General features: G+C 65.5%; 11 protein-coding genes and 1 riboswitch. Of the genes, 6 read left to right on the top strand and 5 right to left on the bottom strand.

Annotated elements, in window-relative coordinates:
• Nucleotides 1–20 precede the first annotated feature (20 nt).
• Nucleotides 21–2,162, top strand: a complete 2,142-nt coding sequence (locus tag AC1D02_RS05510; RefSeq protein ID WP_477314531.1) for a S46 family peptidase — start codon at nt 21–23, stop codon at nt 2,160–2,162.
• A gap of 52 nt (nt 2,163–2,214) precedes the next feature.
• Here the strand turns inward: AC1D02_RS05510 and AC1D02_RS05505 are convergent, their stop codons facing one another.
• Entirely contained in the window at nt 2,215–4,179 is a 1,965-nt protein-coding gene (locus AC1D02_RS05505; RefSeq protein WP_477314529.1) for a S9 family peptidase, read from the bottom strand.
• Nucleotides 4,180–4,347: 168 nt separating this feature from the next.
• Between AC1D02_RS05505 and AC1D02_RS05500 the strand changes: the two genes are divergently transcribed.
• From AC1D02_RS05500 to AC1D02_RS05485, 4 genes are read left to right on the top strand one after another with little or no spacing between them, the layout of a single operon-like run.
• The gene (locus AC1D02_RS05500; RefSeq protein WP_477314527.1) at nt 4,348–4,596 is read left to right on the top strand and encodes a helix-turn-helix domain-containing protein; all 249 of its coding nucleotides are present in this window, start codon (nt 4,348–4,350) and stop codon (nt 4,594–4,596) included.
• A complete protein-coding gene (gene pnuC / locus AC1D02_RS05495) occupies nt 4,593–5,180 on the top strand; it encodes a nicotinamide riboside transporter PnuC (protein ID WP_477314525.1) in 588 nt (195 codons plus the stop codon). The genes AC1D02_RS05500 and pnuC overlap by 4 nt, the downstream gene beginning before the upstream one ends.
• Complete coding sequence (locus tag AC1D02_RS05490) at nt 5,177–5,698, top strand: AAA family ATPase (RefSeq protein ID WP_477314523.1); 522 nt, start codon at nt 5,177–5,179, stop codon at nt 5,696–5,698. Before pnuC ends, AC1D02_RS05490 begins: the two co-directional genes overlap by 4 nt.
• Nucleotides 5,699–5,719: 21 nt before the next feature.
• Nucleotides 5,720–6,445, top strand: a complete 726-nt coding sequence (locus AC1D02_RS05485) for a hypothetical protein (protein ID WP_477314521.1) — start codon at nt 5,720–5,722, stop codon at nt 6,443–6,445.
• Here AC1D02_RS05485 and AC1D02_RS05480 read toward each other — a convergent pair.
• From AC1D02_RS05480 to AC1D02_RS05470, 3 genes are all read right to left on the bottom strand, one after another.
• Nucleotides 6,442–8,553, bottom strand: coding sequence for a TonB-dependent siderophore receptor (locus AC1D02_RS05480; RefSeq protein ID WP_477314519.1), 2,112 nt, complete (start codon nt 8,551–8,553; stop codon nt 6,442–6,444). The two genes, AC1D02_RS05485 and AC1D02_RS05480, sit on opposite strands and share 4 nt — an antisense overlap.
• Before the next feature lie 79 nt (nt 8,554–8,632).
• Nucleotides 8,633–8,729, bottom strand: a riboswitch (TPP riboswitch).
• 56 nt (nt 8,730–8,785) lie between these two features.
• A complete protein-coding gene (locus AC1D02_RS05475) occupies nt 8,786–9,757 on the bottom strand; it encodes a DUF535 family protein (protein ID WP_477314517.1) in 972 nt (323 codons plus the stop codon).
• 113 nt (nt 9,758–9,870) lie between these two features.
• Complete coding sequence (locus AC1D02_RS05470) at nt 9,871–10,398, bottom strand: SRPBCC family protein (RefSeq protein WP_477314515.1); 528 nt, start codon at nt 10,396–10,398, stop codon at nt 9,871–9,873.
• A gap of 127 nt (nt 10,399–10,525) precedes the next feature.
• On the opposite strand from AC1D02_RS05470, the gene AC1D02_RS05465 reads away from it, so the two are divergent.
• Nucleotides 10,526–11,233 (top strand): glutathione S-transferase, encoded by a 708-nt coding sequence (locus AC1D02_RS05465; protein ID WP_477314513.1) that lies wholly within the window; start codon nt 10,526–10,528, stop codon nt 11,231–11,233.
• 1 nt (nt 11,234) lies between these two features.
• On the opposite strand, the gene AC1D02_RS05460 is transcribed toward AC1D02_RS05465, so the two are convergent.
• A complete protein-coding gene (locus AC1D02_RS05460) occupies nt 11,235–12,437 on the bottom strand; it encodes an MFS transporter (protein WP_477314511.1) in 1,203 nt (400 codons plus the stop codon).
• Between the last annotated feature and the right edge of the window lie 8 nt (nt 12,438–12,445).

The following is a 12,445-nucleotide window of genomic DNA, read 5'->3' as shown; positions in this document are numbered from 1 at the left end:
TATAATCCGGGGACACCATCTTGTTCAAATCAATCGTCTTGCCAGTCGCCTTGCTCGGCGCCTGCGCCACCGCCAGCGCCGACGAAGGCCAATGGCAGCCGCACCAGCTCACCCAGCTCAAGTCCGAACTCAAACGCATCGGCATCACCATGCCGGCCGAAAAACTGGCCGACCTGTCGAAGCATCCGATGAGCGCAATCGTCTCGACCGGCGGCTGCTCGGCCTCGTTCGTGTCGCCGGACGGCCTGATCGTCACCAACCACCACTGCGGCTACGCGGCGATCCAGCGCAATTCGACCCCGGAGCACAACTACATCGCCAACGGCTACCTGGCCAAGGACCGCGCGTCCGAGCTGGCTGGCGGCCCGACGCTGCAGGTGTACGTCACCGAGAAGGTGGAGAACGTCACCGACCGCGTATTGAAAGGCCTGTCGCCTTCGATGCCGGGCCGCGAGCGCCATGAAGAAGTGCAGTCGCGGATCAAGGCGCTGATCGCCGAGTGCGAGACCGACAAGGCGTACCGCTGCTCGGTGCCGGCCTTCCACCGCGGCCTCGAGTACTACCGCATCCGCCAGATGATGATCCGCGACGTGCGCCTGGTGTACGCGCCATCCGACAAGATCGGCAACTACGGCGGCGACATCGACAACTACGAATTCCCGCGCCACACCGGCGACTTCTCGTTCCTGCGCGCCTACGTCGGCAAGGACGGCCGCCCGGCCGATCCGTCGCCCGACAACGTGCCGTTCAAGTCGAAGGACTTCCTGGTGGTGTCGGCCGAAGGCCTGAAGAACGGCGACCCGGTCCTGCTGGCCGGCTACCCTGGCCGCACCAGCCGCTACAAGCTGCCATCGGAAATCCGCTTCGCGCGCGACGCCGACTTCCCGCTGCGCGTGGCCGGCATGCAGGCCGACCTGGCCGTGATCGCCGCCGCCACCATGGGCAATCCCGCCTACGACGTGCGCTACGCGAACAACGTCAAGAGCATCAACAACGTGCTCAAGAAAACCCAGGGCCTGATGGACGGCTTCGCGCGCAAGGACATCGCCGCGATCAAGGACGTGCAGGACGCCGAGTTCCGCGCCTGGCTGGCCAAGAACCCTTCGGCCGCGCCGAAGACCCTGATGGCCGACCTGGACGCGGTGATCGCCGCCGACATGGCGTTGTCGGAAGAGGAGTACGCATGGTCGGTCGCCACCCACAGCGACCTGCTGGCCAGCGCGCGCACCTTGTACCGCCTCGCACTGGAACAGCAGAAGCCGAACGCCAGGCGTGAAGCCGGCTACCAGGAACGCGACCTGTCGTTCATCAAGGCGCGCCTGGCCCGCCTGGAGCAGTCGTTCGTCGCCAGCGTCGACGAAGCGCGCTATTCGGCCGCGCTGCAGCGCTACAGCAAGATGGCGCCGCGCATGCATCCGCAGGGCCTCGACGCGCTGGTGCCGGCGCAGGCCGCCGTGCCTGCGCTGTACAAGGCGACGGAGCTGGGCGACACCGCCAAGCGCCTGGCCTGGATCGGCAAGGACGCGGACGCCTTCCGCAAGTCGGACGACGCCTTCATCAGAATGGCCGTGCACATGAGCGACGTCGGCATGAACCTGGAAAACCGCCGCAAGGAAGTATCCGGCAACCTCGAACGCATCGTCCCGCAGTACATGGCGGCCGTGATCGCGTGGAAGAAGAGCCAGGGCAAGCCGGTTTATCCCGACGCGAATTCGACGCTGCGCGTCACCTTCGGCACCGTGGCGCCGTACGTGTCCCGCGATGGGGTGACCAAGGGCCCGTTCACCACGGTCGAAGGGATCACCGAGAAGCACACCGGCAAGGATCCGTTCATCGCGCCGAAGGAGCTGCTCGAGGCGATCAAGGACAAGCGTTATGGCGTATTCAAGGATCCGGTGCTGGGCACGGTGCCGGTCAACTTCCTGTCGAGCGCCGATACCACCGGCGGCAATTCCGGTTCGGCCGTGATGAACAAGCGTGGCGAGCTGATTGGCCTGAACTTCGATTCGACCTACGAGTCGATCACCAAGGACTGGTATTTCGACCCCGCCATCACGCGCGCGATCCACGTCGACATCCGCTACATGCTGTGGGTGATGAAGGAAGTCGACCACGCCGACAACCTGCTCAAGGAAATGACGATCAAGTACCCGAAGAAGTAATCGGCTGCCAGTCGAAAAAAAGGCCAGGTCTGTCGAACCTGGCCTTTTTCTTTTAGTGCCCGATATGCTTGTCGAGGAAGGCCGCGAGCGTCTCGTAATACTGCTTGCGGTGTTCCTCGTCGTAGAAGCCGTGCCCCTCGTCCTTCACCAACATCCACTGCGGCGGCCGGCCAGCCTTGGTCAATTCGTCGCGCATCGTTTCTGCCTGGCCGAGCGGGGTGCGCTTGTCCTTGTTGCCATGAACGAGCAAGACCGGAATCTTGATGCGTGCGGCCAGGTTCACCGGCGAAATGGCCTTCAGCTCCGAAATATCCTCGCCCACCGTCTTCTTCAGGAAATTGGTAATCTGCTTGTTTCCCTTGACGCCTTCAAAGTTGAACCGGTCGGCCAGGTCGTAGAGTCCCGAATAGCCCGCGGCGCACTTGAACAAGTCCGGCTCGCGCACGGCCAGCATCATCGCCGCGTAGCCGCCGTAGCTGCCGCCGGAGACGCACACGCGGGCCGGATCGATGCCGGCCTGGCCGTTGGCCCATTTCACGCCATCGGTCAGGTCGTCGATCATTTTGCCGCCCCACTGGCGGTAGCCGGCGCGCCGGTAAGCCGGACCGCGCCCCTCCGAGCCGCGGTAATTGATCTGCAAAACGGCGTAACCGCGGCTGGCGAGGAACTGCGCATTGTCATCGAAATACCAGGTGTCCGACACGTCGAGCGGCCCGCCGTGCGGCATCAGCACCATCGGCAGCTTCTTCCCGGTCGGGTTCTTCGGCATGGTCAGGAAGCCGGTGATGGTGAGCCCGTCGCGCGCGGCGAACTGGATCGGGCGCCGCTCGGCCATCTGGTCCGGGTCGATTTGCTCCATGTTCGCAAACAGCATCTGGGCCTTGCCGCTCTGTTTGTCGAACAGGTAGTACGAACCCGGGTCGCGGTCGCTTCTCACGCTGAACACCAGCTTCTGGCCGTCGTCGCTGAAATTGAGGAAGTGGACGAACTCGCCGGGGAATTGCGCGGACAGGGTCTTGTGCAGGATAGCGTCGGCGCTGTTCTCGTCGAAGTAGCGCACCAGCGGTTTGCCGTTCGAGGCGGAATACGCGAACGGTGTCGCCGGCCGTCCGCTGCCGAAGTACAGCTCCTGAATGCTGGCCACCGGGTCTTTCGCGATCACCGTGCGCGCGCCGGTCGCCATGTTCTCGCGCACCAGCGCCCACGGCCCGCCTGCGGTGCTCAGCCAGCCATACACCTCGCTATTGTCAGGCGTGAAAGCGCGCGGATGGAAGCGCGGCGTGCGCGGCTCGCGTTCGATCTTGCGCCACTCGCCGCTGGCGTCGTCGAGGCGGTATACGAACGCTTCGTTGTCGTCGTCCTCGCCAAATGCAAAGCGCGGCTTGGCGTCGTTCTGGAACACGAAGTTCGCGTCCTTCATCGGGATGTCCGCCACCAGCTTGCGAACCGAGGTGTTCGAATTGATGTCGTATAACATGCTGTGGCCGCTTTCGCCCCACAGATGGCCACCGAGGAAGATGTGGCCGTCGCGGCTCAGCGGGATGTGTTCCACTTCGCCCCAGCCGTGATCGTCGCCGTAACGGTCGCCCCGGCTCGACTGCCGGAAGCCCTTGTAGCCGTACAGGTACTCCGGCTTGGTGCCGTCCAGGTCGACCGCCACCACTTCGCCGGTGCGCATCGGCCGTTCGCGCAGGCCTACTTCCATGCCCTTTTCGACGATCAGGCGGCGGTTGCTGATCCACTGGAAATCGACCGGGATTTCGAAACCGGGCAGGCCGATGGTGCTGACGACCTGCAGGCCGGGCAGCGCATACACCCGCATGGTCGGCACGCTGCGCTCACCGCGCTGGATGCGGACGTTGACGGCGATGTGTTTGCCGTCCGGCGAGATGCGCGGCTGGCTGAAGCGGATCGGCTCGACGAAGGCGTCGATCGGCACCAGCGGATCGGCCGCGTGGGCGAGTGTCTGGACTGCGGCGGCAAGGATGGTGCAGGGTAGCAGGTGGCGCAGGCGCATCTTCGGACTCCAAGGGTGGCGCGCCGCCGGTTGCGGCGCGGGAAAGATTGCGAAAAAGTATATCCACGACTTTCCTAAAAGCAAAGCAACTTTTTGTACAGAGCAAGAATGCGACAATTATGCGAGATCTTGCATAATTTCATCGCCTGCCGCATACTGGACCGGCCCATGAACCAACTCAATCATCCCGCCCCCGAAGAACTTTCCATGCGCGCCGCGCTGACGGACGCGCTCGAGGCGTGGCTGGAGCATTCCGGCCTGACCCAGACCGCGGCGGCGGCGGTGCTTGGCACCACCCAGGCGCGGGTGTCCGAAATCAAGCACGGCAAGACCGCGCAATTCAGCCTCGACCTGCTGGTGCGCCTGGCCGCGCGCGCCGGCATGCAGCCCCGATTGACCCTGACCCCATCCCGATGAACGACACGCTTCCGCTGTTCGGCTTTGCCACCACCCCGCTTGAACTGATTTCCTTTGTCCTGTCGGTCATCACCGTGCTGCTCAACATCCGGCGCAACCACTGGGCCTGGCTGTTCGCGATCATTTCGTCGGCCGCTTACGGCGTGGTCTTCTTCAATTCGCGCCTGTACGGCGACGCCGGCCTGCAGGTCGTCTTCATCGTCGTCTCGGTGTGGGGCTGGTACAGCTGGCTGCACGGCGGCGCGGAAGGCCAGGTGCTCGACGTCACGCGGCTCGACCGGCGCGGCTGGATGATGTCGCTGGCCGGCTGGGCGCTCGGCTTCCTGGTGCTGTCCTGGTTCCTGAAAACGTGGACCAACACCGACGTGCCCCATACCGACGGCTTCCTGACCGCCGGCAGCCTGCTCGGCCAGGTGCTCCTGTCGCGCAAGAAGGTCGAGAACTGGCACGCCTGGATCGCGGTCGACGTGCTGTACGTCGGCCTGTACGTGTACAAGAACCTGGTGCTGACGGCGATCCTGTATGCGCTGTTCGTCGTCATGGCGGTGATCGGGCTGCGCGCGTGGAGCCGGGTGGCGCGATGAGCGTGAAGCGCATCGCCATCCTGGGCGCCGAATCGACCGGCAAGTCGACGCTGGCAACGGCGTTGGCAAGCCGCTACGGCACCGTCTGGGTGCGCGAATACCTGCGCGAGTTCGTCGAGACCGAGGCGCGCGTGCCCTTCGAACAAGACCAGCTGGGGATTGCGCAAACCCAGCGCGCGCGCGAGGATGCGGCCGAGCCGATGGCGCAGCGCTTCTTGTTTTGCGACACCACGCCGCTGATGACGGCGGTCTACAGTGGCGTGTACTGGGGCCGCGTCGACCCGCAGCTGGACGCGCTGGCCCGGCATCACGACTACGCGCTGACGCTGGTGGCGGCGCCCGACGGCCCGTGGATACCGGATGGCCTGCAGCGCGAGTCGGCAGCGGTGCGCCTCGAGGTGCACCAGGCGCTGGTCGAGCGGCTGGCGCGCCAGGGCATCGCCTACACGCTGCTGGAAGGCGGCCTGGATCGGCGCCTCGAGCGCGCCGCCGGCCTGCTCGAACAAATCGATCACTGAATCAACCGCGAGAATCCGTCGATGAAGAAAATTCTGTTGTTGACGTCCCTGGTCTTAAGTGCGCAGCACGCGCTCGCCGACACCGGCTACTACCTGGTCACCACCTATCCCAACGAAGGGCAGGTCTCGGCCGACTTCAAGTATTGGAGTGCCCACCCGACCGGCAAGACAATGCGCAGTGCGCCCGAACTGGGCCTGGCATGGAACGTCAGCTCGCGCTGGTACACGGAAGTGACGGCGCAGTGGTTTCAGATGAGCCCGGGCTCGAATCACCTGTCCGCGATCGAATGGCAGAACGACTTCATGCTGACCCAGGGCGAATTGCCGGTCGACGTCGCTTTCCACACCAACGTCGAACGGGCCGCCGACGGATCGGGCGAAATCGGCGTCGAATATGGCCCGGTGCTGCAGACCGAATTCGGGCGCACCCAATTGAACGTCAACGTGTTCCTGCAGCGCCACCTGCGCGTCGCGCCGGCCGAGCCGACCACGATCGCCTACCAATGGCAGGTGAAGTACCGCTGGATTGAAAAGCTGCAGTTCGGCGTGCAGGGCTTCGGCGAGATGGGGAAGTGGAACGACTGGCTGCCGCGCGAGCGGCAGTCGCACCGCGCCGGGCCTGTCGTTGCGGGCAACTGGCTGCTGGCGGGCGGACATGAGTGGAAGTACGAAGCGGCTTACCTGATCGGCAAGAACTCCGCACGCAACGCCAAGAGCGTCGCGATGCGGATCCAGTACGTTTTTTAGAAGTCGAACTGCGCCGATGCGCGGAAGGTGCGCGGCGCGCCGGTCAGCAGGTAGCCGCCCAGCGCCGGCGTGACGTCGCGCCAGTAGAACTTGTCGAACACGTTGTTGACGCCGAAGCGCAGCGTGGTCGACATGCCGCCCACGCGGGTCGCGTACGACGCACCCAGGTCGAACAGGTGGTAGGCCGGCACGTCGACCGTGTTCGCCAGGTCGAAGTACTTCTTCGCCGAATACTGCCACGCCGCGTTGACCTTCAGGCCCGCCACCGCGGGCACCGCATACTCCAGCCACGCGCTCGATTTGAAGTTCGGCACATCCGTGACGCGCTTGCCGTCGAAGTCCGCCTGGCCGGTGCCTTCCTGTTCGGTGTGCAGCGCCAGCAGCGACGCGCCGTATTCCAGGCCGGCGAAGACGCGGCCCTGCGCCGACAGCTCGAAGCCGCGATGGGTCGATTCGCCGCGGCGCACGTAGGTGCTGATCGATTCGTCGGTGAACTCGTGGCCCTTGCGGATCTGGAACAGCGCGGCCGAGACAACGGTGTCCTTGCCGATCACTCCCTTGATGCCCGCTTCGATCTGCCTGGAGCGGCTCGGCGCCAGCGCCTGGTTTTCGTTGGTGAGTGGATGCGCCGGATCGACGGGTGCAATGCCGCCGTGCTCGAGGCCATGGGTCAGCGCGCCATACACGTTCCAGTCCTGGTTGACGCCATACACCAGCGCGACGTTCGGCAGCGCGAAGCCTTCGTCGGTGTGGGCAAGGCCCTGGTCGCGTTTCACCTGCACGTAGCGCAGGCCGGCGTGCAGTTTCAGCTGCGGCGACAGGGCGGCGATATCCTGCACAAACAGCGCGCGCTCGTTTTCGTTGCGGTCGTCCGGTCCGGGAATCAGGGTGCCCGGCGCGGGCGGCACGATGATGTTGTGGTAGATGTTGCTGAAGCCCGCGTACTCGTAGACGTAGTCGTTGGCCTTGTCGTGGCGCGTGAAGAGCGACGCGCCGGCGGTCAGGTCATGCCTGACCGCGCCGGTGGCGAATTTTCCCTGCACCATGGCTTGCGCGCCGAACGGGGTCTTGCGCTCGCCGACGCTGCGGTAATCGTAGACGTCATAGTCGCCGTTCGAGCAGAAGCCAGGGTAGAAGCCCTCGCCCTCGTTGCTGCAGCCGTAAGGGAAGGCGGTGAAGTCGTCGCGCTTGAACCAGTGCTTGTTCATGCTGACGCTGGCCTTCCAGTCGTCGCTGAGACGGTACTCGAAACGCAGCCCGGCGTTGGTGCTCCTGGTGTCGACCGGCCTGGCCCACGGCTGGTCGTTGAGCAGCATGGCCTGCGAGATCCCGGTCGGCAGGCTGACGTTCCGGATCAGCTGGTAGCCCGGCACCGACAGCTGCGACTTGTGCTGGTAGTCGAGGTCGAGCTGCAGCAGCGCGTCCGGCGTGATCTGCCAGTCGAAGGCGCCGGAGACGAACTGGCGCTCGCCGTCGGCGCCCTTGACGTAGGAGCGCAGCTTTTCGGCGGCGGCGTTGATGCGATAGCCGAAGCGGCGATCTTCGAAGCGGCCGCCCAGGTCGATCGCGCCGTACAGCGTGCCGCGCTCGCGCACTTCGAACGTCGCCGAACGCAGGGCGGTAGCGGTCGGACGCTTGGTGACGTAGTTGATGATGCCGCCCGGCGCGGCGACGCCCGCCTGCAGGCCGGCCAGGCCCTTGAGCACTTCGATGCGCTCCTTGTTCTCCAGCGGGATCTGGGTGTCGCCCGGGATCGCCAGGCCGTCCTTGCGGTAGCTCGAGGTGTTATCCAGGCTGAAGCCGCGGATCGAGAAGTTCTCGGCATAGCCGACCGCGTTGTACGAATCGCTGACGGCGGCGTCGAGCTTCATGGCGTCGGTGCTGTTGTGGATGCCGAGGTCCTGCATGCGCTGGCGGTCGATCACGCTGACCGAGGCCGGCGTTTCCAGCAGCGGCGCCTCGGCAAAGCCGCCGATGGCGACGCGTTCGCTGCCGGCCGGCCTGGCGCCGGTGATGACCACTTCCGTCATGGTGGTCTGGGCGATGGCGGAACACGCCTGCATGACGGCGAAGGCGAGTACGGAATACTTCAGGATTGGTTGGGACATTGTCTGCTCGTTTCATGCACCGGACGCGCCGGTGCGTACTATAAAAACCGGAGCCAGACGGGAGGGGAGCGGACAAAGGGGGAACTACTTTGCGCTTTCCTACGCTGGCATTATCCAGATCAGGTACGGAGGGTATCTCTCACCCGGAACGCATCCCGGGACCCCTAGCGAGCGCAGAGTTTATCATGAACCGATGGGGCGCGTGTTGCCGGCTGATGCAGGCGAAGACGGCTCAAAAAGCGGAAGTGATCTCGCGGCCGGGCGCATGCGCGGGCACCGGCTTGGGAACGCGCTTGAGCTTGGACTCGAGCATGGCGCGCGCGGCCTCGCCGATTTCGTGCCAGTGGGCGCGCCGCGTGGCTGCCCGCTTGCGGTGCTTGGCCGGTATTTCCGACAGCGGCTTGAGACGGTACGGCAGCGCGATCAGCCAGCACGGGCCCGGCTGCTCGACGCCGCCGAGCAGCTTCCAGACATTGTCGTAGGCGGCCTCCATGCGCGCGGCGCGCTCGGGCGAAGCGCGATATCCGACCGGATGAAAGCTGTGCTTGATCGCGGCGATCTGCGTCATGCCGACGGCCAGCGCCACGCCCTGCATGGCGGCGGTGCAGAACAGGCTGGGCGAATTGTGCGGGAAGGCCTGCTCGAACGCGGCGATCGCCAGGTGCGACTCGGGTGGGCTGCCCTGGTTGCGCGCCACGAACGGCAGCAGAGGCGCGGCCACGCCGGCGAAGCGGCCGTCGATCCAGCTGAAGCTGAGGCGGTGCAGGCAGGTGCCGTCGGCATCGAACATGATAGTCAGGTCGCCTTCGGCGTCCATGCGCGAGGCCATCGACAGCGTGATGGCGAAGCGGCAGCCGTTGGCGCGGCGCTGCCACAGCGTCAGGCCGCCGGCGCGGTAGACGGCGTATTTGTAGGCGGTGTTGAAAGTCTCGTCCTCGAAGCCGTAGTGGCGCAGCACGCAGGCAATGCGCGCGCGCCGGCCAAGCTCGCTGATCAGGTAGTACTTGTGGCTGAGGTGATGGAACAGGTCGTCGTTGGGCGGCGCGGCGACGTAGTTGCGGTAGACGTCGAGCCGGCACAGGCGCCGGTGCTCGCTGCGGTAGAGCAGCACGCGCAGGCTGCGCGCGATGAAGGCCAGAGAAGATTTGATTCCGTATCGCGCACGCCGGGTCAGCCACTGCTTCACGAGTTGAGCGATGATCATCGGGGCGGCTCCGCGGTTGTCGAAAAGTGCGGGCCGCCCGGCAGCATGGCCGGACAACCCTCACTTCATCTTGACTTACCTTTCGGATCGAGCGGTGATCTCGCTCAATGGAGTTACTTTTCCGCTACCGCCTTCATGCTGGCCAGGCCCTTGTCGAAATCCTTGCCGATCATGGCGTCCATGCTGGTGAAAACGCTCATGACTTTGGTCATGAAATTCATCGGGCCGGCCATGTTCCAGGTCACTTGGGTCTCGGCGCCCTGCGGCACCAGCACGAACTCGGTGGTGTTGCGCGACTCGAACGGCTCCTTGAACAGCAGGTCGATCTTCGTGCTGGCCGGGCTGGCCGCCTCGGTGATCTCCATGCGGCCCTGGCCGACGTCCTTGTTGCCTTTCCACTCGTAGATGGCGCCCTTGCCGGAGGCGGCGCCGCTGAAGGTGCGCTGCATGGCGGGGTCGAGCTTCTCCCATGGCGACCAGCTGGCCCACTGGTGGAAGTCGGTGATCAGCGGGGCGATTTTTTCCGGCGTGGCCTTGATCGTGACGGTGCGCTTGACCGTGTAGGTGTCCGGCTTCGTCATGGCGATGCCGACGATGATGACCAGGGCTGCAAATATGACGAGTGCGATTTTCTTCAGCATGTTTTTCTCCTTGTTGATGGCCTCTTGTGACCGCTCTGCGACGGTAGCCGGAGACTAGCACGGAAGCCGGCGCCGGCGAAAGGAATTTGGCCGATAATCGAAGGCCCGGCAAACGATGGAGGCGGCGATGGTCTACCAGCTGTATTACTGGCCCACGATCCAGGGCCGCGGCGAATTCGTCCGGCTGGCGCTCGAGGAAGCGCAGGCGGAGTATGTCGACGTCGCGCGCGGGCGCGACGGCGTGCGCGCGATGATGAAGCGGATGAAGGAGGCCGGCACGCCGTCGTTCGCGCCGCCGTTCCTGGCGGCCGGCGACCGGCTGATCGGCCAGACCGCGAACATCCTGATGTTCCTGGGCGCCGCGCATGGACTGGCGCCGCGCGCGCAGGCGGGCCGGCTGTGGGTCCACCAGCTGCAACTGACGATCGCCGACCTGGTGGCCGAAGCGCACGACACCCATCATCCGATTTCGTCCTCGCTGTATTACGAAGACCAGAAGAAGGAGGCGAAGAAGCGCGCCGCCGACTTCCTGGCCGAGCGGGTGCCGAAGTACTTCAATTATTTCGAGGGCGTGCTGGCGGCGGCAGGCAAGGGCGGGCATCTGAATGGCGCGAAGCTGACCTATGCCGACCTGTCGATGTTCCAGGTGATCGAAGGACTGCGCTATGCGTTTCCCAAGGCGATGGCGCGGATCGGGCCGCGGTATCCGCGGCTGATGGCGCTTCGCGAACAGGTGGCGGCAAGGCCGAACATCGCCGCTTATCTTATGTCGAAGCGGCGGATACCGTTCAATGAAGAAGGCATCTTCCGCCACTATCCCGAGCTGGATAAATAGGTCAGGCAGCGTGCCGGAGTTGTTCCGGCGCCGGCGCCGCCGCCGCGTCGCGCTCGTCGAGGCAGGCGGCCAGCGTGGTCAGCGCCAGCGCGCCCAGCACCACCCCCGCGCCGATCCACGGCGTGGCCATCAGGCTGAGATGCGCGACCACCAGGCCGCCGCCCCAGGCGCCCAGCGCGATGCCGACGTTGAAAGCGGCGATGTTCAGGCCCGATGCCACGTCGACCGCCCGCGGCGCGTCGTGCTCGGCGCGCTTGACCACATACACCTGCAGGCCCGGCACGTTGCCGAAGGCGACCGCGCCCCACGCCAGCACCGTGGCCAGCACCAGCAGCTTGTGCGGCGCGGTGAACGTCAGCGCCAGCAGCACCGCCGCCAGCAACGCGAACACGATCTGCAGCGCGCGCAACGGGCCCTTGCGGTCGGCCAGCCTGCCGCCCCAGATGTTCCCGGCCGCGACGGACACGCCGTACACCAGCATCACCAGGCTGATCGACGACGCGCCGAAGCCCGAGACTTCCTGCAGGATCGGCGGCAGGTAGGTGAAGGCGATGAAGGTGCCGCCGTAGCCGAGCGTGGTCATCGCATACACCAGCAGCAGGCGCGGCTTGCGCAGCACCGCCAGCTGCGTCATCAGCGGTGCCGGCTCGGCGCCTGCGATATCGCGCGGCACCAGCAGCGCGCTGCCGGCAATCGCGAGCACGCCCAGCAGCGACACTGCGAGGAAGGTCGCCTGCCAGCCGAAAGCCTGGCCGATCCAGGTTCCCAGCGGCACGCCGGTGACCAGCGCCACCGTCAGGCCGGAAAACATCAGGGCGATGGCGCTGGCCGCTTTCTCCTTCGGCACCAGGCTGGTGGCGATGGTCGAGCCGATCGAGAAGAACACGCCGTGCGCGAGGCCGGTCAGCACGCGCGCCGCCATCAGCGTGGCGTAGCCGGGCGCCTGCCAGGCCAGCAGGTTACCGATGGTGAACAGCACCATCAGGGCGATCAACAGCTGCTTTCGCGGCACGCGGCCGGTCAGGGCGGTCAGCACCGGCGCGCCGACCGCCACGCCGAGCGCGTACAGGCTGACCAGCAGGCCGGCCGAGGGGACCGACACGCCGACGGCGGCGGCGATGGTCGGGATCAGGCCGACGATGACGAATTCGGTGGTGCCGATGGCGAATGCCGACAGCGTCAGCGCCCAGAGTGCGAGTGGCATGGTGGTTC

The organism is Massilia sp. P1_C10 (genome assembly GCF_056406475.1).
The sequence above is the reverse complement of the archived record's forward strand: the minus strand, read 5'-3'. Positions and strand labels throughout refer to the sequence as shown.